This window comes from Micromonospora sp. NPDC051006, from assembly GCF_044456245.1.
Classification (GTDB): Bacteria; Actinomycetota; Actinomycetes; order Mycobacteriales; family Micromonosporaceae; genus Micromonospora.
Genome location: NZ_JBITFP010000020.1, coordinates 49,743 through 71,142 on the forward strand (window position 1 = coordinate 49,743; position 21,400 = coordinate 71,142).

A 21,400-nucleotide genomic window follows, 5' to 3' on the forward strand; every position below is an offset into this window, starting at 1 on the left:
CGGGAACCGGTGACCTACCATGCGGGCGTGACGAACGTCGATCGGGTGGCCGCCGCCCTCGCGGTCTGGCAGCAGCAGAGCGTCTGGTCGCGCGCGGCGACGGTGGCGAAGCGCCGGATCGTGCGGGGGCGCCGGGCGCTCGCCGGGTTGACCGTCGCCGCCGCAGTCGCCGGCACCGCCGCCAGCCAGCTCGACGGCGTGTACCAGCCCGCCAGCCGGGCTCTCGCGGTGCTCGCCGGCGCCGCCCTGGCGCTGGTCCCGGTGGTGGCCCGTTCGACGGCACGGGAGGCGGTGCACGCCTGGGCCCGGCTGCGGTCGGTCTCCGAATCGCTCAAGGCCGAGCTCTACCGTCACCTGGCCCGGGTGGCGCCGTTCGCCGGGCCGGATCGTGACGCCGTGCTGCTGCGCCGGCTCGACGCGCTCCTGGACGACGCCGGTGACCTCGCCGGGCTGGTCGTCGACGTCGAGCCCGCCGAGCGGCCGTTGCCCGCGGTCTCCGACGTGCCCTCCTACCTGACCCATCGGCTCGTGGGGCAGGTGGAGGGCTACTACCTGCCCGGTGCGCGGCGGATGGCCCGGCGGGCCAACCGCATCCGTACGGCGACCACCGCGCTGACCGCCGCCGGGGCGGTGCTCTCCGCCGTGGTCGGAGTGCTCGGCGACGGCCTCGGGCTGGCGGCCTGGGTCGGCGTCGTCGCCACGGTGACGACGGCGCTGGTCGGCTACGGCGCGGCCCAGCAGTTCGAGCACCAGCAGATCGAGTACGCGCGCACCGCCGACCAGTTGTCCCGGCTGGCCCGGATCCGCCGCGACGGGCACGGGTGGACCGACGACGCGGCGTTCGTGGCGGAGGTGGAGCGGATCATCTCACTGTCCAATGAGGCCTGGATGGCCAGAACCCTTGAAGAAGATGGCTCACAGCAGCACTGACGTTACCGGCAGTGCGATAGAGTCATCGACAGTTGTGTGGGTCGTCAGCGAGGCCGACTCCCTCTGACCCACCAAGTCCGATGGGGGGCTCACGTGGATCGCAACGCAGGCCGGTCGACGAAGACCACCGCTCCGCTGGATGATCTCCGGCAAACTCCGCTCGGCGAGATCTCACTTGTCCGCGCCCGACTCGTGGCGCTGTCCGACACCCGCACAGTCGATCGGCCGGCACGCGTCGATGTCGCGGCCTTCGGTGCTTCGATCTGATCCGGGTGAGACGGCAGCCTCTGGGACAAGCGCACCGGCTGGCGCCCTGAGTCAATATGTAATCAAGATCGTCAGCCGGTGCGACCTCTCCTGCGACCACTGCTACGTCTACGAACACCCCGATCAGAGCTGGCGTCGACAGCCGCGCACGATGGCGCCGGCGACGGTGGCTGCCGCTGCCCGGCGCATCGCCGAGCACGCGAGCACGCACCGGCTCGCCGCGGTGCGGGTGGTACTGCACGGGGGCGAGCCACTGCTCGCCGGAGCCGCCGGGCTCGCCGCCATCGCGGCCGAGCTGCGCCGGCAGCTCGACCCGGTGACCCACCTCGATCTGCGCATGCAGTCCAACGGTGTGCTGCTCACCGAGGAGATCGCCGAGGTGCTGGTCGGCTACGGCGTCAAGGTCGGCATCTCCCTCGACGGGGATCGCTCCGCCAACGACCGGCACCGGCGCTACGCCAACGGTGCGAGCAGTCACGCCTCGGTGCTGCGGGCGCTCGCGCTGCTGCGCCGCCCCGAGTACCGGCCGGCGTACGCCGGCATCCTCTGCACGGTCGACCTGGCCAACGACCCGATCGAGGTCTACCAGGCGCTGCTGGCCGAGGACCCGCCGCACGTCGACTTCCTGTTGCCGCACGCCAACTGGGACCGGCCGCCGCCGCGCCCGGACGGCGTCGCGACCCCGTACGGCGACTGGCTGCTCGCCGTGCACCGCCGCTGGACCGCTGACGGCCGTCCCGTGCCGATCCGGATGCTGGATTCGCTGCACTCCACCGCCGCCGGCGGCACCAGCCGGACAGAGGCGGTGGGGCTGGACGCCGCTGACCTCGCCGTGATCGAGACGGACGGCAGCTACGAGCAGGTCGACTCGCTGAAGTCCGCCTTCGACGGCGCGCCGGCCACCGGGCTCGACATCTTCGCCGACCGGATCGACGAGGTGGCCGCCCACCCGATGATTGCCGTCCGGCAGGCCGGGCTGGCTGGCCTCAGCGCCACCTGTCAGTCCTGCCCGGCGGTCCGGCAGTGCGGCGGTGGCCTCTTCGCCCATCGCTACCGCACCGGCAGCGGCTTCGACAACCCGTCGGTCTACTGCCGCGACCTTGCACACCTGATCCGGTCCATCGGCGCCCCGGCCGTCCCGGCGCCCCGACCCGCCCCCGACGGGCCGGCGGGCGGCGACGCCGGCGCGGACGCGCTGGACCCGATGATCCTCGACGACCTCGGCACCGGCGGGGGCGACGACGACTCGGTCGACCAGCTCGCCGCGATCCACCTGGCGAAGACCCGGGCGCTGCTGGTCGCGCTCAGCCCGGCCATGGCCGAACTGCCGGTCGCCGCCGCCGGCTGGGCCGTGCTGGTCGGGCTCGACGTCGCCGCGCCGGAGGCGGTGCGGGACGTGCTCGGCCACCCGTTCGTCCGCCGTTGGGCCCATCGGTGCCAGGACCGCCCGACCCCGGTCCACCTCGGACACATCGCCGCGGTCGCCGCGGTCGCGGCGGTCCGGGCCGGCGCCCCCGCCGAGCTCGTCGTGCCGGTGCGCGACGGGGTGCTCAGCCTGCCCACTCTCGGCACGCTCACCCTCCCGGGCGCGGACGCCGCCAGGGTGTCCGTCGACGCGAACGGGTTCCGCGTCCGCGCCGGCGACGACGTGGTCACGGTGCGGCTCGACACGTCCGAGCACCCGTCGGGCTGGCGGCCGGCCCGACGGATGTCGCTCGAGGATTCGTCGCTGCTGATCGAGGACGCCGACCCGTACCGGGACTGCTACCAGGACCTGGCGGTGACGCCCCGACTGACCGCGGCGGACGCCGCCGGGTGGGTACACCAGGTGGACCGCGCGCTCCAGCGGATCGACGCCGAGGCCCCCGGCTACGCCCCCGGCATGCGGGCGGTGCTACGCGCCGTGGTGCCGCTGCGCCCCGACCGGGGCGGTCGGCAGCGCAGCGCCGCGGCGGCGACGGCCTTCGGCGCCGTCGCCGTCACGCCCGCGCCCGACGACGCCGCCCTCGCGGTGCTGCTCGTGCACGAGGTGCAGCACCTCAAGCTCAACGGCGTGCTCGACGTCTGCGAACTGGTCGACCGGCGCGACACCCGCCGGCTCGTCGTGCCGTGGCGGGACGACCCCCGCCCCGTCGACGGAGTGCTGCACGGCACGTACGCCCACCTGGCGGTGGCCGACGTATGGCGGCGCCGCCCAGGCGCGGCGGCCGGTGCCCACTTCCGTCGCTACCGGGACTGGACCGACGGAGCGCTCGACGCGCTGCTCGGCCTCGGGGCGCTGACGACGGCGGGGGAGCGGTTCGCCCGGCGCATGCGCGCGACGGTGGACCACTGGGCGTGACCGCCCGGCCGACCGGCCGCGTCGATCTGGCCGCCGGGTTGCGGGCGGTGGGGCTCGGAGCCGGCGACACCGTTCTGGTGCACTGCTCATTGTCGCGGATCGGACCCGTCGCCGGCGGCCCGGCGACCCTGCTGGCCGCGATGCGCGACGTGCTGGGTGAGGCCGGGACGATCGTGGTACCGACCCAGACCGCCTTCAACTCGATCACCTCACCGGCCTTTCGCGCGGCGACCGCGGGCCTGAGCACGCGGCAGGCGGCGCGGGTGGAGGCCGGCATCCCGCCGTTCCACCCGGAGCGCAGCCCCGCCGAAGGCATGGGGGTGCTGGCCGAGCACGTGCGACGGCAGCCGGGAGCGGTACGCAGCGGGCACCCGCAGACCTCGTTCGCCGCGCTGGGTCCGGCGGCGGCTCGGCTGACCGCCGTGCACGACCTGGACTGCCACCTGGGCGAGCGGTCCCCACTCGGCGCGCTCTACGCCGCCGACGCCCTCATCCTGCTGCTCGGTGTCGACTACGCCGCCTGTACGGCGTTCCACCTCGCCGAATACCGCTTACCCCACCCGGCTGCCCGGCGGCCGTACCGCTGCTACGTCCTGGACAGCTCGGGCCGTCGGGCCCGGCGCGACTTCCTCGCCCTCGACCTCGACGACTCCGACTTCCCACGGATCGGCGCGGCGCTGGAGCGCCGGCCGGTGGTCCGGCGCGGTGCGCTGGGCGGCGGCACCTGCCGGGTCGTCCGGATGCGAACCGCCGTCGACTTCGCCGGCCGCTGGATGCGCCGGCACCGGGCCGGACAGTGAGGGGCGGCCCGGGCATTGCCGCGGCCGATAATGTAGTGAGGTGACTGTGTCCTCAGGGGACGGGAGCGGCGGGTGACCGAGGAAGAGTACCGGGTCGACCCACGGGCACCCGTGTTCTTCCTCAGTTACGCCCGGGCGAAACAGCGCCCCGGTGAGCCCCCACGGGACGCGAACCAGAAGGTCTTCCAGCTCTACGTCGACCTGTCCGACCACGTCGCCGAGTTGCTGGGGTTGCCGGCCGGCAGCACGGCCGGCTTCCTGGACCGGCTCCTCGACGGCGGTCAGCTGTGGACCGACGATCTCGCCTTCGCCGCCGGCCACTGCCAGGTCTTCATCCCTTTGATCTCACCGCAGTACCTGAGCAGCGCCTGGTGCGCCCGGGAGTGGAACGCGTTCGTGCACCGCCGCGAGATTCGACGTCCGGACGCTCGGCCGACCCCCGGCGAGCGGTCGATCATCCCGGTCAACTGGTCGGTGATGGGCCGCCGACGCCGGCTGCCGGCGGCGATCGGGCATCGGCAGATGTTCTCCCCGACCGGCCTTCCTCCGGAAATCGCGCCGCAATATCAGCAGGAAGGCATCTACGGCCTGCTCAGCCTCGGCCGCAACGGCAAGGACGCCTACGACGCGGTGGTGTGGCGGTTGGCGCAGCGGGTCGTCCGCGCGGTGGACACGCACTGGGTGCAGCCGTACGTGTCGGACATCGAGGAACTCGGCGACGAGTTCGAGGAGGCCGGGGATGAGCTGGACTGACACCGCCCCGACCGTCGCCGGACGGGAGACGTACTTCTTCCTCAGCTACGCCCACTCCGTGCCGCTCTCCGCCGCGGCCCGCCCGGACACCGACTACTGGGTCACCCGCTTCTTCCACGACCTCGACGCCGCCGTGCAGCGCGGCGCACGCCGCACCGGCGATCTCGACATCGGCTTCTTCGACGGGCTCGTCGCGCCCGGCGCCGACCTCAGGCAGGCGCTCACCGACGCGCTCAGCCTCGCGCACGTCTTCGTGCCGCTCTACTCGCCGAACTACTTCAGCAACGCCTGGGCGGTCGGCGAGCGGGCCTCCTTCCGGTCCCGCCTGGATCGGCTGCGTCCGGCCGAGACGGACGGGCACGTCCTGCCGGTGTTGTGGATCCCCTTCCCACCGTGGGACGACCGACCGGAGATGGCCGAGGCGCTGGAGCTGGTCGGCGGCGCGCCTGAGTACGCCGAGAACGGGCTGCGGGCGCTGTGCAAGCTCAGCGCGTATCGGCGACAGTACGACGAGGTCCTCGACACGTTGGCCGAGCGGATCATCACGGTGACCGAGACCGCGCCGCTGCGCCGGTCCCGGGCCGCGCCGCTGACCAGCGTGCCCGCGGAGGAGCCCGGCGAAGCCGCGTTGGTCGTCGCCGCGCTCGCGGCCGAGGACGGGCGGCAGTGGCGACCGTTCGGGGCGCAGCACGCGTTGGCCATCGCCGACTACGTCGCCGCCACCGCCCAGCGACTCGGGCTGCCCACCCAGGTGGTGGAGTTCACCGGGGTGCGTGAGCGGGCCCCGGACAGCCCGACCGTCCTGCTGATCGACGCCGGCCTGGGGCTGTCCGCGGTGCGCGCCGCCGTCGCCGGGCTGCCGCAGTGGGTGGTGCCGCTGGTGGTGGCCGGGCCGGGCGACGCGGCGGAGGAGATCGTCGCGGCCCTGCGCGTCGCCCGGTTCCCGGAGGCCCGACCGGTTCACGGGGTGGACGAGTTCGAACACAGCGCGCCGCTGCTGGTGATCGAGGCCCGCAAACAGTTCCTGCGCCACGGCCCGCTCTACGCTCAGGACGGCCCGAGTGTGCCCCGACCGAGCCTGCGGCCGACCGACCCGACCGACGTCCGGCGACGACGAGAAGAGGACCGATGACAGAGCAGCGAGACGGTCAGGTCGTCACCTTCTACTCGTACAAGGGTGGCACCGGGCGGACCATGGCCCTGGCCAACACGGCGTGGATCCTGGCGGCGAACGGCCAGCGGGTGCTGGTCGCCGACTGGGACCTCGAGTCACCCGGTCTGCACAAGTTCTTCGCGCCGTTCCTCGACGCCGACCAGGTCGCCTCCACCGGCGGCGTGATGGACCTGATCCTGGAGTACGAGTGGGCGAACCTCAAGCGACGCCGCCAGGCCCAGGACGCCGGCGGTCCGCAGGAGGTGGAGACCCGGCCCAGCGACTGGCACCGCCACCTGGCCAAGGTGCAGAAGTACGCCTTCTCGGTGAGCTGGGAGTTCCCCGGCGGCGGCAGCCTCGACCTGCTGCTGGCGGGCAAGCACAACCCGGACTACGCCACCAACGTCACCGGCCTGAACTGGGACAACTTCTACAACCGGCTCGGCGGCGGGCTCTTCTTCGATGCGCTGCGCGAGGACATGAAGCGGCACTACGACTACACCCTGATCGACAGCCGCACGGGCATCAGCGACGTCGCCGAGATCTGCACCATCCACCTGCCGGACGTGCTGGTGGACTGCTTCACCCTGAGCGACCAGGGCATCGACGGCGCCGCGACGGTGGCCAGCCGGGTCCGCGGCTACGAGGGGCGGCGGGCCCGCCGGGTGCTGCCGGTGCCGATGCGGGTGGACGAGGGGGAGAAGGGTAAGGCCGACGCCGGTCGGGCGGTGGCGATGCAGCGGTTCGCCGGGCTGCCGGGTGGCATGACCGAGGCCGAACGGCGGGAGTACTGGCTCACCGTCGAGGTGCCGTACCGGGCCTATTACGCCTACGAGGAGACCCTGGCGACCTTCGCGGACGTGCCGGGTGGCCGGACCACCCTGCTCTCCGCGTACGAGACGTTGACCAGTCACATCACCGGCGGACGGATCTCGGTGCTGCCCCGGGTTGACGAAGCGCTGCGCCGGCGGGTCGTCGCCCGCTTCGAGCGCAAGCCAGCGATCGCCGACGAGCTGATCGTGGTGCGCCACGTCCCGGAGGACCAGGCCTGGGCGGAGTGGGTGCAGGCGGCGCTCACCGCGGTCGACCTGCGGGTGGTGACCACGGCGGCGGACGAGACGGAGCCGGCGCGGGCGGGGACGGTCACCCGGGACCTCACCCTGGTCTCCCGCTCCTATTTGGCCGTCCACGCGGAGCCGACCGAGTCCCGCTCCGCCGGCTCGGCCGGCCCGCTGACCGTCTACGTGGACGGTACGACGCCCTCGCCGGACCTGCCGATCGGGGCCTGGGTCTCGCTGCACGAGGTCGCCGCCGAGGAGGCGGTCGAGCGGTTGGTGCAGCTGCTCGGGGTGACCGCGCCCGCGCGGGGCGGCGCCGCGTCGGTGGTGCGGACCGCCCGCTACCCCGGGGCCCGGCCGCTGGTGTTCAACCCGCCGAGCCGCAACACCCGTTTCACCGGGCGGGAGCAGTTGCTGCGCACGCTTCGTGAGGAGCTGCGCGCCGGCGGGAACGAGGGCACCCCGGTAGCGCTGCGCGGAGGTCCCGGCATCGGCAAGACCCAGCTGGCCATCGAGTACGCCCACCGGTTCCGGGGCGCGTACGACATCATCTGGTGGGTGCAGGCCGACCCGCCGCAGTTCGTCGACGTGCGGGTGGCCGACCTCGGCGAGGAGCTGGGGCTGCCCCGGCAGCAGACCATCCCGGAGATGACCCGGGCAGTGCGGCAGCGGCTGAGCCGGCCGGAGCGACGCGCCGACGGCGGGGTACCCGAGCAGTGGCTGCTGGTCTTCGACAACGTCGACCAGTACGAGCACGTACGCGACTACCTCCCGCAGGGTTCGGGGCACGTGCTGGTCACCACCCGGAACCCGGATTGGGGGGACCTGGCCCGGGGGGTGGACGTGGAGGCGTTCCAGCAGGCGGAGAGCGTGGCGCACCTGCGGTCCCGGATCGGCGAACGGTCGATCACCGTCGCCGAGGCCGAGCAGGTCGCCGAGGCGGTCGAGAACGTGCCAATCTTCGTCGCGATGGCGGGCGCGTGGTTGGCGGACACCGGCACCCCGATCCCCGACTATCTGGCGAGTCTGGAGCGCGGCGGGCCGACCGAGGACGTCTGGGACATCTCCCTGCAACGGCTGCGGGAGGGCTCGGCGGGCGCCTACCGGCTGCTGCAACTGGCGTCGGTGCTCGCTCCGGAGATCTCATTGGAGCTGCTCTACAGCGACGAGGTCGCGAAGGTCATCGCCGACCACGACCCGATGGTCGCGGCGCGGGTGGCCGACCGGGTCTCCGAGCGCGACATCGCCGCGGCGCTGGTGCAGCGCATCAACCGGCTGGCGCTGGTGAAGCTCGACCTGCACGCGCAGCAGGTGCTGGTGCACCGCCTGCTGCAGGCGGCGCTGCGGGCCCGGATGTCCGACGAGGAGCTGGCCGGTGTGAAGCACGACGTGCACCGGATCCTCGCCGGAGCCCGGCCGTCCGGCGAGGTCGAGGACGCGTCCGTCGAGCAGCGGCTACGCCTGCTCTGGCCGCACCTCGACGGGGCGGACGCCCTCTCCTCGTCCGACGACGACGTCCGCCAGCTGATCGTCGACCGGGTCCGCTACATCTACCTCAACGGTGGTTACGCCCAGGGCGCCCGGTACGCCGAGCAGGCCGACGTGGCGTGGTCGCGGCTGCTGGCCCAGTTGGCTCCGGACACGCCGGCGCACCGGGCGTTGCAGGTGCAGCTGCTGCACCTGCGGTTCAACCGGGCCAACCTGCTGCGCAGCCTCGGCGAGTTCGAGCAGGCCCGCCGGCTCAACGAGGAAACGTTGAGCGCCCAGGAGAAGCTGATCGGGTCGACTCACCCGTACACCCTGATGACGGCCGGCGGCTACGGCGGCGACCTGCGGGCCATCGGCCGCTACCAGGAAGCCCTGGAGCGGGACCTGCGCACCTACTCCGCCTCGGTCGACGTCTTCGGCGAGGACCACCGCCGTACGCTGACCGCCGCGAACAACCTGGCCGCGTCCTACCGGTTGACGGGCGACATCCAGCGGGCCCTCGACACCGACGAGAGCACCTACCGCCGGCTGCGGGTGGTGCTCGGCCCGGGCCACCTGCGTACCCTGCTCACGGCCAACAACCTGGGCCGGGACCTGCGGGAGGCCGGGGACTACGAGGCGTCGGTGACGGTGCTGCAGACGGTTGTCGCGGGCTACCGCGATCTCTTCGGTGACCGGTCCCGCAACGTGCTGACGGCGCAGACCAACCTCGCGGCGTCGCTGCGCGGCACCGGCGAGATCGCCGAGGGCGCCCGGCTGTTGGACGACGCCTACGAGGACCTGCTCGCCGGGTTCGGCCCGACGAACCCGGACACCCTGTTCAGCCGGCTGAGCCGGGCGGCGAACCTCATGCTCCAGGGGGAGCGGGAGCACGCCCGCCGGGAGCTCATCGAGATCGAGGAGCAGTTCGTCGCGGTGTTCGGCGACGGGCATCCGTACGTGCTGGTGTGTCGCAACAATCTCAGCGTGGCGATGTGGGACCACGGCGAGGTGGGACCGGCTCGCGAGTTGGCCGCGGTCACCGCGACGGCGTTGGACGCGGCGCTGGGCGACGTCCATCCGCTGACCATGGCGGCGGCCAACAACGTGGCGGTCTTCGCGATCCTCTCCGGGGAGCTGGAGACCGGGCGTGACCAGTTGCGGGTCGTCGTCGGCCGGCTGCGGGAGGTGCTCGGTGAGGACCACCCCGACGCCCTGCGTGGGCTGGGCAACCTGGTGATCGCCGAGCAGGCGGCGTCAGGCGCCACCGGCAGCATCGAGCGGATGCGGCTGGCGGACCGACTCGCGAACCGGATCGGTCAGCACCACCCGAGTGTGGTCAACCTGCGGGAGGGACGTTACGTGCGACGGGTGCTCGACCCGCACCCCTACTGACCGGGGCGGGCGCCGATGAGGACGTCTCGGCTCGCCGTCGCGTCGTCGACGGTGAGCCAGCGCAGGATGCGCGGTAGCTCCTTCATCGCGTCGAAGTGTGCCGCGCCGGGCTGCACCTCGATCTCGGCCCCGGGAATCCGGGTGGCGAGCCACCGCGTGTGGCTGACCGGTGCGAAGGTGTCCTCGGCGCCGTGCCAGAGCCGGACGCGGGTCGCCGTGGTGTCGATCATGTGCGGATCGAACTTCCAGTCGCGGCGCAACGCCAGCACGTCGTCGATCCACCCGTAGGGCCCGGCCCGGAGCGCTTCCTCGTAGGTGTCGGTGATCAACCGCCGTAGCGCCGCGTCGTTGATCACGCGGCGGTCCGCCGCGGTCATCTCCGCCATGACGTCCTCGAGCAGCCGCCGGGGGTCTTCACTGGCCCGCTCGGCTCGGCGGCGGATCTCCTCCACCAGACCGGCGGTGTCGCCGCCGTTGCCACCGAACCCGTTGACGTTGTCGGCGTTCATGCCCGAGTACCAGTCCAGCTCGCCCGCGTTGGACGGGGCGAACCCGACCAGCGCCGCGACCCGGGAGACCCGGTGCCGCAGCCGGGCGTCGGCCGCGCAGGCCAGCGCGTGCGGGCCGCCACCGGAGCGCCCGGCGACCGCGAACCGGGTCAGTGCCAGCTGGTCGGCGATCACCTCGACGTCTCTCGCGGCGTCGGCCACCGTCCGGCCCTCGGACCGGTCGGAGTCGCCGTACCCGGGACGGTCGTAGGTGATCAGCCGGACCCCCAGCCGGTGCAGGACGATGCCGCGTGGCTTCGGCCCCCGCCGGCTGCCCGGCGTGCCGTGCATGAGGAAGACCGGGTAGCCGTCCGGCGCGCCAGAGACCTCGAACGCCACCCGCGAGCTGTCCGCGCGATAGGCGAATCCGGTCCCCGGTTCCCCTTCTCGGGCCACCCCAGCCTGCCTTCCGATGTTGCCACCAGCGAGTATCCGTCACGTCGGCACAGAGCGAAGGTGAATGATCGGCGGTGAACGACCTCACTCGATGGTGAGCCTAACGGTCGGGTCGGGCGGGCCGCTATCCGCTGTGGGGACAACGCGCCGGATCTGTCGGAAAGGACAGTCTCCGGGCACTCCGGGTGAAACTTCCAGCTGCGAGCCATTGATCGAACTCGGTCGAGGCCCCGGTTCGGGTGGCCGGACGCGGGCGATGGTCAACGGCCTCGCAGAGGATTGACAGTTCACGTTGTGACACCTGAGGATTGCCTCAGTACACCGACCGTCACCGGAGCACCTCCGTCACCACCGTTCGACGCCCCGCAATTCGGCGATGCGGGTCAGGTCGAGGCGACGGAGCCGGACGACATCACCTTCCCTTTCTCAGCGTGTCGCGCGCCCGGTTGCCGCAACGACCGCGCGCGACCCAACGGATGGAGCCGCGTACCCCGGGCGTGCCCCTCGGCCATCTCCTGCGGCCATCAGGCCGAGTAGCCAGAAGGGCAGACATCACATGCCGAAATCCCTACCCGTGCGGTGGCGACGCCGCCTTCCGGTCCCGGCGGCGCTGGCCGCCACCATGGCCATCGTGCTGCTGGTCAGCCCGGCCTCGGCGACCGGACCGGACGCCGCCGTGCCGGCCGATTCCGGTCCGGTCGCCGGTGAGCCGGCGAACGTCGTGGAGGTGCTGCTCGCCGGCTCCGCGGAGCTGGACGCGCTGGTCGCCACCGGCGTCGACCTCGACCACCACGTCGAGCGCTCGGAGAACGGCGTGGTCGCGCACGCCGTGATCACGCCGAGCGAAGCCGCCCGACTGACCGCCGCCGGCTTCACCCTCGGCGAGATCCTGCACCGCCCCGAGGACGCCCGGGCCCGGGTCGAGGAGCGCGAGTCGACCATCACCGCGCACCTCGCCGAGAACCGGGAGTTCGCCGCCGCCGCGGCCGACCCGACCGCGCCGGACGTCTCCGACATCAAGATCATCCGCGCGGACTACTACACCTCCGGGACCAGCCAGGTCCTCTCCGTCGAGGCGAAGTGGGCGCAGGGCCAGACGGCCAGCAACACGCTCACCGTCGAGCGGGACAGCGGGCCGGGCACCGCGATCGGCTCCGGCGGAACGCAGACCATCTCCCGCTTCGTCGACGCCGGCGTCTACCTCTACCACCGCGGCGCCTCGGCGGTGACCAGCCAGCCGGACCGGATCCGGATCACCAGCCCCACCGGTGACGTCGCCGAGGTCAAGGTGCAGGAGTGGCTGCCCACCCCGGAGACCAGCCCGGAGGGGCCGGGCTACCAGAAGGACTTCGTCACCAGCTACCTCACCCCGACCGAGCTGTACGCGCGGATCCACCAGCTCGCCGCCGAGTTCCCCAACCTGGCCGAGATCGTCGAGCTGCCGTACAAGACCAACGGCTACCGGCGGCACGCCCAGGCCGTCCTCGGCAGCGCCAACGCCAGCCGGGTCGCGGTGGACTCCCTGGCCTGGGGGCACCAGGGTGGCAACGACATCTCGGTGGAGCTGGCGAACCCGGGCACCGGCAACGCGGCGCTGGCGGTGACCGTGAGCGGCAAGGCCATCCGGGTGTCCCTCGGCACCGACGGCGCGGGCGCGGTGACCAGCACCGCGGCCGAGGTCGTCGCGGCGCTCAACGCCGCCGCCGGGTCGCTGGTCAAGGCGTACACCTATCGCGGCAGCCCGGGCAACGGCGTGGTCGCGCCGGCGGCGCGGACCGCGCTCACCGACGACCTGAGCGCGCCGGCGTCCGTCTCCCGCGACCCGCACCCGGTGTACGCGATCCGGATCGGCAAGGTCCGGGACGGCTCGAAGCCGGGGGTGCTCGCCTACGCGCAGGAGCACGCCCGGGAGTGGGTGCCGCCGCTGGTCACCGTCGAGACCGCTGAGCGGTTGCTGCGCAACTACGCGCACGACGGGCAGACCAAGCAGCTGCTGAACAACCTGGACATCTGGATCGCCCCGTCGGTCAACCCGGACGGTGGTCACTACTCTTTCTACGACTTCAACTCGCAGCGCAAGAACATGACCAACCACTGCCCGTCGACCGGAGCCGCGGACTTCCTCGGCCGGGACTCGTGGGGCGTCGACAACAACCGCAACTACACCGAGTACAGCCTCTTCGACGGATACTCGGGCGCGTCGACCAGCTGCACCAGCGGCACCTACGCCGGGCCGAGTGAGCTCTCCGAGCCGGAGAACCGCAACCTCGACTGGCTGGCCGCCCGACCCAACATCAAGTTCTCGATGAACCTGCACTCCTCCGGGAACTACTTCATGTGGTCGCCGGGCGCGTACGCCCTGCCGGACCGCATCTCGGCGCCGCGGCCGACGCTGGCCGAGGAGTCGGCCTTCTGGGGTGCGTCCTCGCGCATCCTGACCGCCATCAAGCAGCACCGGAACATGGCGGTCACCCCGGCGCGCACCGGCCCGATCTCCGACGTGCTCTACTCGGCGGCGGGCAACTCCGGCGACATGCTCTGGTACAAGTACGGCATCTACGCCTGGAACTTCGAGGTCGGCACGTCCTTCCAACCGGACTGGGAGGAGGCGCACTCCGAGGCGATGGAGTTCGCCAACGGCCTGGTCGAGCTGATGCGGGTGGCCCGGGACTTCGCCAAGGACCGGACCCGCCCAGGGAGCACCCTCACGGTCGCCCCCAGTTCGACCCCGGGCATGGTGAACGTGACCTTCGGCGTCTCCGAGCCCGCTTCGGTCTTCTACACCCTCGACGGCGCCGCACCGACGTACTCGTCGACGCTCTACGGCTCGGCGGGCATCCGGGAGGGCGGGGAGACCCTCACCGTCCCTGCCGGCACCCGGATCAACTGGTTCTCGGTCGACTCGGCCGGCAACGTGGAGAACAACTACAAGCCGGACGGCAACGGCAAGAACTACCGCAAGGGCCAGGCGGTCCTGCCGACCGGCTGACCGATCACCGCAGGCAGGGACGGCCGCGGTGCGTTCGGCACCGCGGCCGTCACCGGTCAGCGCAGAAACCCGGCCATGGTCTCCACGAACCAGTGCGGATCATCGAGCCACGGATAGTGCCCGGCGCCCGGCTGCACCGCCAACTCGGCCCGCCGGAACAGGCCGGCGTACTCGGCGGCGCGCTTCGGCGGGAGCGCGACGTCGTACTCTCCGGCGATCAGCAGGACCGGCGCCCGGAGGTGGCCGAGGGCGGACCTGACGGCCGGCGGGTCGACGGCGCCGGCCTCGTAGTAGACGGCGGCCGCGTCGTCGTTGCGCTGCTCGCCCTCCCCGGCGACCCGGGCCTGGCGGGCGGCATCCCACCGACCGTGGGTGAACGGGGTGATGGCCGCCCAGTCGGCGGCGGTGGGCTGGCCCGACCAGATCCGTTCGAACGCGGCGAAGGCCGCCGGGAACCAGGGCTCTCCCTGCCGCAGCTCGGCCAGCTCGCGGCGATCGAGGTCGCCGACCTCCACGTCGACCGGCCGCGGGCTGGGCGTGATCAGCGCGAGACGACCGACGCGGTCGGGGTGCCGGGCGGCGTACAGCAGGGCGAGCGTCGCGCCGGCCGAGTGCGCGGCCAGGTCGATCCGGTCCAGCCCGAGGTGCAGCCGCAGCGCCTCGACATCCTCGACCTGCCGGTCGCACCGGTAACTCGCCGGGTCCGCCGGGACGGCGGACTCCCCGGTGCCGCGCAGATCCAGCAGCACCAGCGAGCGATGCGCGGACAACCCGCCCAGGTCGCCGAGGTACACCGAAGCCTGCATCGGCCCGCCGGGCAGGCAGATCAGCGGATCCCCCTCACCGGTCCGGTGATATGCGAGCCGGGTGCCGTCCGCGCCGTCGAAGGTAGCCATCCGGGGATCATAGGCTCGGAGATCGGCCTCGGCGCTCCCCGCTGCGCCGCCCGCCCGGCCGCCCGACGGCCGGGCGGAGGGTGACGACCCACCGGGTGACCTTCAGCGGGAAGGGCCACCTCCCGTCTCCGGGAGGTGGCCCTCGCTCCGCGCGGACTACCGGTCGGTCACCCCAGCCGGCAGGAGGCGAGTACGCCGACCACGCCGACCCCGGTCGGCTTGGGCGGCAGCTTGGTCGACGCCGCCGGGCAGCGGGGCACGGTGAGGTCGTGGACGCCCCGGCCGAACGTCGCCGCGGTGAGCTGCCGGGTCGGCTCGTGGTAGCGCAGGTACATCACGGCCGCCTGCGGCAGGTTGGTGCCCAGCGCCGCCCACTCGCCGCCGTTCCAGGCCGACATGAACACCCCGACGTCGGTGCCGACCAGCAGCAGGCCGTCGGCGGTCGGCACCACGAAGTTGACCGGCGCGTCGGGCAGTCCTCGGCCGATGTCCTTCCAGGTACGGCCGCCGTCGCGGGTCATCATCACGTGCGGCCGGTCGCTGCCGGACCGGAACCCGGAGAAGGTGGCGTAGGCGATGTTCTCGTCGGCCGGGTTCACCGCCACCCGGGTCACCCAGGTGCCGGGCAGCTGCGCCGGGTCGACCTGGTGCCAGTTCTGCCCCAGGTCGTCGGTCCACCACAGCTTTCCGTCGTCGGTGCCGACGTAGAGCGTGTTGCCGTCGGTGGGCGCGGCGGCGATCGTGGTGATCGTGCCCCAGGGGTAGCCGGACGGGTCGTTGGGGCCGCCGCCGGTGAGATCCGGGCTGATCGGCGTCCAGGTGCGGCCGTTGTCCGTCGACCGGTTGACGATGTTCCCGGCGTAGTACATGACGTTCGGGTCGCTCGGGTCGAACTGCAGCGGCGTCAGCCAGTTGCGTCGCTGCGAGGTCGTCTGACCGGTGCCGATGGTCTGCCGGGGGGTGCCGCCGGAGTTCTCCGACCGGTAGCACGAGCCGTACTGGCTGCACCCGAAGACGATGTTCGAGGCCTCCGGGTGGATGATCACCTGCAGGCCGTCGCCGCAGCCGATCGCGTTCCACGGGCCACCTACGCCGTTGTAGCCGCGGTTGCAGCCGTTGTCCTGCGCGCCGCCCACCTTCAGCACCGGGTCGGTCTGCGCCACGTCCACCGTGTAGAACTGGGTGTACGGCTCGTAGGTGGCCTTCACCCAGCCGCTCGCCCCGTCGGCATCGGAACGGTAGAAGCCGCCGTCGTTGCCCAGGTAGACCCGGCCGGGCGTCTTCGGATCCCAGCGCATCGTGTGCTGGTCGGCGTGCACCCCGCTGACCGAGGAGAAGCTCTGCGCCCCGTTCGTGGAGCGCATCAGGTTGACCCCGGTGAGGAAGACGTGATCGGCGTCGCCGGGGTCGACGAAGAGCTTGCCGAACCACCAGCTGAACGTGGACTGCGACGCCTGAGCGGCGGTGACCGGCGTCTGCGCCCAGGTGTCGCCGCCGTCGTCGGAGCGGTAGAAGGCGCGGAACGGGCCGAGCGCAGTGCCAACGTACGCGTACAGCCGCTGGGGGTTGTTCGGCGCGACGGCGATGCCCCAGCGGCCCTGGTCGGCGTCGGTGGGCAGGCCGTTGGTCATCCGCGCCCAGGTCCGGCCGCCGTCATCGGAGCGCCAGAGGCTGGAGCCGGGACCGCCGTAGGTGCGCTGGTGCGGCTCGCGCAGGTGGTCCCACATCGCCGCGTACACCCGTTGCGGGTTGGTGGGGTCGATGACCACCTCGGTGGCGCCGGTGGTCGCGTTCGGTGGCGCGAGCACCTGCTTCCAGCTGTCGCCGCCGTTGTCGGAGAGGTAGACACCGCGCTGGCCGCCGGGTACGAAAAGGTTGCCGCTGGCGGCGGCGAAGATGCGCTTCTGGTTGCTCGGGTCGATGGCGAACCGGCCGATGGCGTGGCTGTCCTTGAGCCCGACGTGCCGCCAGGTCTTACCGCGGTCCTTTGAGCGGTAGATGCCGTCGCCGCCGAACGTGATCGAGCCGCCGCCCGGCTGGGCCTCGCCGGTGCCGGCGAAGAGGACGCCGTCGCTGGTCATCGCGACCGCGCCCATGCTCTGCGTCCACCCGTCGGGCCAGGCCGTCTCGAACGTCGCGCCCGCGTCGTCGGACTTCCAGACGCCGCCGGAGGCGGCGGCAATGAAGAGCTGGTCGGGCACCTTCGGGTCGAGCGCAATGTCCACCACCCGGCCGCCGATGTTGCTCGGCCCGAAGAAGTTCCACTTCTTCTGCGCCAGGTGGCGGTAGAGCAGGCGGGTGCGCAGGTCGAGCTGGTGGGCCTCGCCGCGGGCCTTTTCGTACTTGGCCACGGAGAGGTCCCGGCTGCCGTCGCTCATCCGCTGAGCGGTCATCCACTCGTCGGGCAGTTCCATGGGCCCGGTGGGTGAGTTGGTGGCGAACGACTCCTGGACGGGCTGGGGGGTGGACGAGGCCGTCAGCGCGAGCGCGACGACCAGCGCCAGGCTCGTTGTCATCGCGAGGCCGCGGTATCTTCGGACGAGCGTGAGGTTCATTCGGGTCTCCCTGGGCACGCGTCGTGGCGACCGGGAAAGCGGTCTCCACGATGCACGCTAGACAGTGGAGTGACCCACGTCACCGAGCATCTGTCGCGATTCGGCCGGTCCGGTTAGGACACCTGTCGATGCCGTGAGCCCCCCGCTGATCGGCTGCCCGCCGGGAAACACCCGACCGGTGCCACCGCCTGACCTACACTCCGCCGATGGACCAGTCGGTGCCGTACACGGCGCAGTCGTTGGCGGTCGACCTCCGCGCCCTCGGGGTCGCTCCCGGTGATGTCCTGCTGCTGCATGCGTCGCACCGGAGCCTCGGGTTCGTCGTCGGCGGCCCGCAGGCGGTGGTGCTGGCGCTGTTGGACGTGCTCGGCCCCGACGGCACGCTGGTGGTGCCCACCCACACTCCCGACAACACCGACCCGGCCGACTGGCGGAACCCACCGGTGCCCGAGGCGTGGTGGCCGATCATCCGTGAGCAGATGCCCGCCTTCGACCCGGCCCGTACGCCGAGCCGGTGGATGGGCCGCCTCGCCGAGACGGTCCGCACCTGGCCGGGTGCGCTGCGCAGTGACCATCCGCAGGTCTCGTTCGCCGCGTTGGGTCGCCGGGGCCCCGAGATCGTGCGCGGGCACCGACTCGACGACGGGCTGGGCGAGGAGTCGCCGCTCGGCGCGGTCAACCGGCTCGACGGCAGGGTGCTCCTGCTCGGCTGCGGCCATGACTCGAACACGTCGCTTCATCTCGCCGAGCGGAGGCAGCCGTCGCCGCCGATGGCTCCCACCGGTTCGGCGGTGCGTTCCCCGGACGGGACGAGCCGATGGGCGACCTGGGTCGAGATGGCCACGGACGAGGGCGACTTCGAGCGGCTCGGCGCCGACTTCGAGGCGGCCGACGGCGCATCGGTCGGCCGGGTCGGCGCCGCGCCGGCCCGCCTGATGAGGCAGCGCGCGCTCGTCGACTTCGCCACCGCCTGGCTGGCCGCCAACCGGCAGCGGGCGGACGCCCGACCGTGAGGTGAGCCCAGGATCACGGTCGGTAGGCGGGCTCCGGGCGGGCCGTCGCGCCTATGATCCGATGGTGTTCGATTCGCGTCATATCAGGACCTTTCACGAGGTGGTCCGGACCCGGTCGTACTCGGCGGCGGCGCAGACCCTGGGATACACCCAACCCGCGATCACCCAGCAGATGAAGGCGCTGGAGCGCGAGGTCGGCACTCCGCTGTTCACCCGGGTGGGACGGCGGTTGCGGCTGACGGAGGCCGGCGAGACGCTGGCCCGCCACACGGAGAGCATCCTCGACAGCATGTCGGTCGCCCGGGAGCAGATGGCGGCGATAGCGCGGCTGCGTACCGGTCGGGTGCGGGTCTGCGCGTTCCCCAGCGCCAACGCGACGCTGATCCCCGAGGCCATGGGTCTGCTCGCGGCCGAGCATCCCGGGATCCGGGTGGAGCTGCTCGAGGACGAGCCGCCGGACTCGCTCCGCCGGGTGGTCCAGGGCGAGAGCGACCTGACGCTGGCCTTCACCTACCCCGGCCTTCGTGAGGAGGTGCCGGACGAGCTGGTGGAGATCCCGCTGTTGGAGGACGAACTCACCGTTCTGCTGCCCGTCGGGCACCCGATGGCCAGGCGTCGCGCGGTCGAACTCGCCGACCTCGCCCAGGAGCGCTGGATCGCCGGGTGCCTGCGCTGCCGCACCAACTTCCTGCACGAGTGCGCCCAACTCGGGTTCACGCCCGACATCGTCTTCACCACCGACGACAATCTCGCCGTGCAGTCGCTCGTCGCGCAGGGCCTCGGCGTCGCGATGATGCCGAAACTCACCCTGTCCTTCCTCCGCCGGGACAAGGTCCGCGGCCGCCCGCTGTCACCCGCCTCGCGCCGTCAGGTCTCGGCCTACGTCCTGCGCGAGCACCTGCGCATCCCCGCGACCGCCCAGGTGCTGGAGGCGCTGGCCTCGGTGGCCGGACGGCGGGCCGCCGGCGCCGCCTGAGTGGCGACCGGGGCTCACCCTCGACACATAAGCGGTGCTTGGGTTCGTCCAAGAAACTGTTGTTGGACGTAATGGGTCACGGCGGTCAGGCTGGCAACATGACCGCTCCGTCCGCCGTCTCCGTCGTCACCGCCAGTACCGCCCGCCTCGCCCGGCTCGCCGAGGAGGTACGGGACGTGGTGGACCGCGGGCTGCCGCCCGACCTGACGGCGTACCTGGTGGGGGAGCGGCTCGCCCCGCATCTGGGCGCGGCCGACCTGCTCACCCCGCAGCAGTGCGAGGGTGACCCGGACCACTACCGGCAGCACGTTCTGCATGCGGAGCGTGACGGGTCCTTCTCGATCGTGGCTCTGGTCTGGCTCCCCGGCCAGCGAACCGCCATCCACGACCACGTCGCCTGGTGCGTCACGGGGGTGCACCAGGGCGAGGAGCACGAGCGGCGCTACCGCCTCGTCTCCGACGGGACCGCCGCCCGGCTCGTCGCGACCGAGGACGTCGTCAACCGGCAGGGCGAGGTGTGCGGCTTCGCCCCACCCGGCGACATCCACCGGGTCTGGAACGGGGGCGACGGCATGGCCGTGTCCCTGCACATCTACGGAGCGGACATCTCCCGGCTCGGGTCGAGCGTCCGCCGGGTGTACGAGCAGCGGACCGACGAGTCGTGAACGGGACGCGGGTACCGGAATGACCCTGATCCGGACCACCGGCCGCGAACCGCACCCGGGTTCACCGCCACGCGTCGGTGACGGCGGCCACCCGGCCGCCCGCGCCGGCGACGGCGCCCCCGGTGGCCGGTCGGACGCCCCGAAGGGGCCCGCCGCAGGGCGGTCCGCGGGCGCGCGGCGGGGCGGCGGACCGGGCATCCTGCCCGGGCTGGTCGCCGCGAGCGTCGGGGCCGCCGCCGCATGGGCGGTGCACTGGGCGCTGCCCGTCGTGCCGGCGCTGACCGTCGCCATGGTGCTGGGCATCGCCGCCGCCCACCTGCCTGCCCTTCGCGACCGGGTACGCGGCCCGGCCCGGCCCGGGTTGAGCGTCGCCGGCAAACGGCTGATGCGGCTCGGCATCGTGCTGCTCGGGTTGAAGCTCAGCGTGCAGGACGTACGCGCGATCGGGTGGCCGACCATGCTCATGGTCGTCGCCGTGGTGGCCGCGACGTTCACCAGCACGTGGTGGCTGGGCCGTCGGATCGGTCTGCGCGGCGACCAACCCCTGCTGATCGCCGCCGGCTACGCGATCTGCGGCGCCTCGGCGATCGGCGCGGTCAGCGCGGCGACCGGCAGCGACGAGGAGGACGCCGCGGCGTCGGTCGCCCTGGTGACGCTCTGCGGCACCCTGGCCGTCGCCGTGCTCCCGTTGCTGCAACAGCCGCTGGGCCTCGGCGACGCGGAGTTCGGACGGTGGGTCGGGGCCAGCGTGCACGACGTGGGTCAGGTGGTCGCCGCCGCGCAGACCGCCGGCCCGGCGGCCCTCGGTGACGCCGTCCTGGTGAAGCTGATGCGGGTGGCGATGCTCGCCCCGCTGGTCGCCGTGGTGGCGATCGGGCTGCGGCGACGGCGCGCGGCGGCGCAGGGCCCGACCGGTGACGGTCCGCGAGGCGCGAAACCGTCCCTCGTGCCCCTGTTCGTGGTCGGCTTCCTCGTGATGATCGGGCTGCGTAGCACCGGCTGGCTACCGGAGGGCGTGCTGGCCGGCGCGGGCCTGGCGCAGGAGATCCTGCTCTCCGCGGCGCTGTTCGCCCTCGGCAGCGCGGTGCACCTGCCGACGCTGGCCCGCACCGGCGGGCGGGCCGCCGCCCTGGGGTTGAGTTCGTGGGCCGTCATCGCCGGGGTGGCGTACGCGGGCGTGCTGCTGACGGCCTGACCG

15 protein-coding genes are annotated in these 21,400 nt (G+C 72.5%); 12 read left to right on the forward strand and 3 right to left on the reverse strand.

The window, feature by feature from the left end:
- Positions 1–27 precede the first annotated feature (27 nt).
- The 7 genes from ACIBBA_RS25135 (at position 28) to fxsT (ending at position 10,164) form a co-directional block, all read left to right on the forward strand.
- Positions 28–930 (forward strand): DUF4231 domain-containing protein, encoded by a 903-nt coding sequence (locus ACIBBA_RS25135; protein ID WP_396700404.1) that lies wholly within the window; start codon positions 28–30, stop codon positions 928–930.
- Between the two features lie 93 nt (positions 931–1,023).
- Positions 1,024–1,197 carry an FXSXX-COOH protein gene (locus tag ACIBBA_RS25140; RefSeq protein ID WP_357055128.1) on the forward strand — a complete coding sequence of 58 codons (174 nt, stop codon included), beginning with the start codon at positions 1,024–1,026 and terminating at the stop codon, positions 1,195–1,197.
- A complete protein-coding gene (locus tag ACIBBA_RS25145) occupies positions 1,169–3,538 on the forward strand; it encodes an FxsB family cyclophane-forming radical SAM/SPASM peptide maturase (protein WP_396700405.1) in 2,370 nt (789 codons plus the stop codon). The genes ACIBBA_RS25140 and ACIBBA_RS25145 overlap by 29 nt, the downstream gene beginning before the upstream one ends.
- Positions 3,535–4,338 (forward strand): aminoglycoside N(3)-acetyltransferase, encoded by an 804-nt coding sequence (locus ACIBBA_RS25150; RefSeq protein ID WP_396700406.1) that lies wholly within the window; start codon positions 3,535–3,537, stop codon positions 4,336–4,338. The genes ACIBBA_RS25145 and ACIBBA_RS25150 overlap by 4 nt, the downstream gene beginning before the upstream one ends.
- A 72-nt stretch (positions 4,339–4,410) precedes the next feature.
- The gene (locus tag ACIBBA_RS25155) at positions 4,411–5,091 is read left to right on the forward strand and encodes a TIR-like protein FxsC (protein WP_396700407.1); all 681 of its coding nucleotides are present in this window, start codon (positions 4,411–4,413) and stop codon (positions 5,089–5,091) included.
- Complete coding sequence (locus ACIBBA_RS25160) at positions 5,078–6,223, forward strand: TIR-like protein FxsC (RefSeq protein WP_396700408.1); 1,146 nt, start codon at positions 5,078–5,080, stop codon at positions 6,221–6,223. The genes ACIBBA_RS25155 and ACIBBA_RS25160 overlap by 14 nt, the downstream gene beginning before the upstream one ends.
- A complete protein-coding gene (gene fxsT, locus ACIBBA_RS25165) occupies positions 6,220–10,164 on the forward strand; it encodes an FxSxx-COOH system tetratricopeptide repeat protein (RefSeq protein WP_396700409.1) in 3,945 nt (1,314 codons plus the stop codon). Before ACIBBA_RS25160 ends, fxsT begins: the two co-directional genes overlap by 4 nt.
- Here fxsT and ACIBBA_RS25170 read toward each other — a convergent pair.
- The gene (locus tag ACIBBA_RS25170; RefSeq protein ID WP_396700410.1) at positions 10,158–11,108 is read right to left on the reverse strand and encodes an alpha/beta fold hydrolase; all 951 of its coding nucleotides are present in this window, start codon (positions 11,106–11,108) and stop codon (positions 10,158–10,160) included. The two genes, fxsT and ACIBBA_RS25170, sit on opposite strands and share 7 nt — an antisense overlap.
- Positions 11,109–11,664: 556 nt before the next feature.
- On the opposite strand from ACIBBA_RS25170, the gene ACIBBA_RS25175 reads away from it, so the two are divergent.
- The gene (locus ACIBBA_RS25175; RefSeq protein WP_396700411.1) at positions 11,665–14,097 is read left to right on the forward strand and encodes a M14 family metallopeptidase; all 2,433 of its coding nucleotides are present in this window, start codon (positions 11,665–11,667) and stop codon (positions 14,095–14,097) included.
- A gap of 56 nt (positions 14,098–14,153) precedes the next feature.
- Here ACIBBA_RS25175 and ACIBBA_RS25180 read toward each other — a convergent pair whose 3' ends face one another.
- A complete protein-coding gene (locus ACIBBA_RS25180) occupies positions 14,154–14,993 on the reverse strand; it encodes an alpha/beta fold hydrolase (RefSeq protein WP_396700412.1) in 840 nt (279 codons plus the stop codon).
- A gap of 167 nt (positions 14,994–15,160) precedes the next feature.
- Entirely contained in the window at positions 15,161–17,509 is a 2,349-nt protein-coding gene (locus tag ACIBBA_RS25185) for a WD40/YVTN/BNR-like repeat-containing protein (protein WP_396700413.1), read from the reverse strand.
- A 245-nt stretch (positions 17,510–17,754) separates the two neighbouring features.
- Here ACIBBA_RS25185 and ACIBBA_RS25190 point away from each other — a divergent pair, with 245 nt between their 5' ends.
- From ACIBBA_RS25190 to ACIBBA_RS25205, 4 genes are all read left to right on the forward strand, one after another.
- The gene (locus ACIBBA_RS25190) at positions 17,755–18,561 is read left to right on the forward strand and encodes an aminoglycoside N(3)-acetyltransferase (protein WP_396700414.1); all 807 of its coding nucleotides are present in this window, start codon (positions 17,755–17,757) and stop codon (positions 18,559–18,561) included.
- A 64-nt stretch (positions 18,562–18,625) separates the two neighbouring features.
- Positions 18,626–19,537 (forward strand): LysR family transcriptional regulator, encoded by a 912-nt coding sequence (locus tag ACIBBA_RS25195; RefSeq protein ID WP_396700415.1) that lies wholly within the window; start codon positions 18,626–18,628, stop codon positions 19,535–19,537.
- Positions 19,538–19,635: 98 nt separating this feature from the next.
- Positions 19,636–20,202 (forward strand): hypothetical protein, encoded by a 567-nt coding sequence (locus ACIBBA_RS25200; protein WP_396700416.1) that lies wholly within the window; start codon positions 19,636–19,638, stop codon positions 20,200–20,202.
- A gap of 19 nt (positions 20,203–20,221) precedes the next feature.
- Positions 20,222–21,397: a YeiH family protein gene (locus ACIBBA_RS25205; RefSeq protein ID WP_396700417.1), complete on the forward strand. Its 1,176-nt coding sequence runs from the start codon at positions 20,222–20,224 to the stop codon at positions 21,395–21,397.
- Positions 21,398–21,400 lie beyond the last annotated feature (3 nt).

What these genes read in the sequence shown, in the direction of transcription:
- ACIBBA_RS25175 (WP_396700411.1), top strand. Translation starts at nt 11,665, where the DNA reads ATGCCGAAATCCCTACCCGTGCGGTGGCGACGCCGCCTTCCGGTCCCG.
- fxsT (WP_396700409.1), top strand. Translation starts at nt 6,220, where the DNA reads ATGACAGAGCAGCGAGACGGTCAGGTCGTCACCTTCTACTCGTACAAG.
- ACIBBA_RS25160 (WP_396700408.1), top strand. Translation starts at nt 5,078, where the DNA reads ATGAGCTGGACTGACACCGCCCCGACCGTCGCCGGACGGGAGACGTAC.
- ACIBBA_RS25145 (WP_396700405.1), top strand. Translation starts at nt 1,169, where the DNA reads ATGTCGCGGCCTTCGGTGCTTCGATCTGATCCGGGTGAGACGGCAGCC.
- ACIBBA_RS25205 (WP_396700417.1), top strand. Translation starts at nt 20,222, where the DNA reads ATGACCCTGATCCGGACCACCGGCCGCGAACCGCACCCGGGTTCACCG.
- ACIBBA_RS25180 (WP_396700412.1), bottom strand. Translation starts at nt 14,993, where the DNA reads ATGGCTACCTTCGACGGCGCGGACGGCACCCGGCTCGCATATCACCGG.
- ACIBBA_RS25190 (WP_396700414.1), top strand. Translation starts at nt 17,755, where the DNA reads ATGGACCAGTCGGTGCCGTACACGGCGCAGTCGTTGGCGGTCGACCTC.
- ACIBBA_RS25185 (WP_396700413.1), bottom strand. Translation starts at nt 17,509, where the DNA reads ATGACAACGAGCCTGGCGCTGGTCGTCGCGCTCGCGCTGACGGCCTCG.
- ACIBBA_RS25200 (WP_396700416.1), top strand. Translation starts at nt 19,636, where the DNA reads ATGACCGCTCCGTCCGCCGTCTCCGTCGTCACCGCCAGTACCGCCCGC.